The organism is Paenibacillus sp. P4_A7 (genome assembly GCF_056402455.1).
In genome coordinates, this window is the sequence record NZ_JBFUHJ010000817.1 from 1 (window position 1) to 1,050 (window position 1,050).

Annotated in this window: 2 protein-coding genes; one reads left to right on the forward strand and one right to left on the reverse strand. The window is 43.5% G+C overall.

Going from position 1 to position 1,050, the window contains the following annotated elements; genetic code table 11:
- On the reverse strand, positions 1–233 hold a 233-nt coding region (locus tag AC1DWN_RS34235), incomplete at its 3' end, for a DedA family protein (RefSeq protein WP_477563263.1).
- Positions 234–400: 167 nt separating this feature from the next.
- Between AC1DWN_RS34235 and AC1DWN_RS34240 the strand changes: the two genes are divergently transcribed.
- A complete protein-coding gene (locus tag AC1DWN_RS34240) occupies positions 401–847 on the forward strand; it encodes a cupredoxin domain-containing protein (RefSeq protein ID WP_477563264.1) in 447 nt (148 codons plus the stop codon).
- Positions 848–1,050 lie beyond the last annotated feature (203 nt).

Sequence of the window (1,050 nt, forward strand, 5' to 3'; positions counted from 1 at the left end):
CCGCCGTATCGGCCAATCGCATATAAGATCCAGTTTTGTCCTACTGCACCAATTGTTCCGAACAGTACAGCTCCCCAGAATGTGATATCGCCTTTCCAAACGAGATAGCCTCCGAAGCCCAATACGATTTCACTTGGAATTACTTCAATTAATAAACCGATTAATATACCAAAATACCCTAAGCTTTCAACCCATAATAACACCTCATGCAACATTTCCTTAATCCATTCCATCCTTTTTATCTCTCCGCCTCTCATTATAAGTGCCAGCCAGTGCTTACAACGCCAACGTTGAAGCTATTTTAACACATGAAACAGATAACCTTCCACTTTTGTCATCGGTTGACAAGCCCCAGCATAGACTAGCCTTAAATGATACGAAAAGATGAGGTGATCGTTCCATGTCCAAAGTATTTATCGTAAGGAAACGACAAATTCAGTTGTTTATCGTAGTAGCGGCGCTTATTATTTTGACAGGAGTATTCTTAAGCTGGAACCAAGCGCGCCCAGTTAGCGGACAGGCAACAGAGGCTCGTGTTATCCAGTTAGTCACTGGCGAGTATAAGTCGACAACCGATGATGGTAAAGAGCAGGAAGTATACGTTTGGCACCCAGGTACTATCCTCGTGGAAAAAGGAGAGTTAATTGAATTGCAAATTACAGGAGTGAATGGAAAAAGCCATCCTTTTGTCATTGAGGGTCTAGGTGTTCGTGGTGAGGTTACAAAGGGTAAAACAACTGTTGTACGGTTTACTGCTCAAAAGGAAGGCACCTATCCTGTTATATGCTTGACTCATAAAGATATGCGGCACAGCGGACCAATGGTGGGCTACATTGTTGTAGATTGAATCCAGCACAACCATTATCTTGAGTCATTTTGATACATGTTTGTTTGTTCGTTAATGAGAGTCTTAGAGTGACCTTCTCTTACCCGTGCGCATACATATGGGATAGAGAGGAGTCGGTTAACGTGAAGCCTAACTCGCAAAAGCATACCGCCGGCTATCCGAGCGCGCGCAAAATACGAAGAGCCTGCAGCAATGAGCTCTAT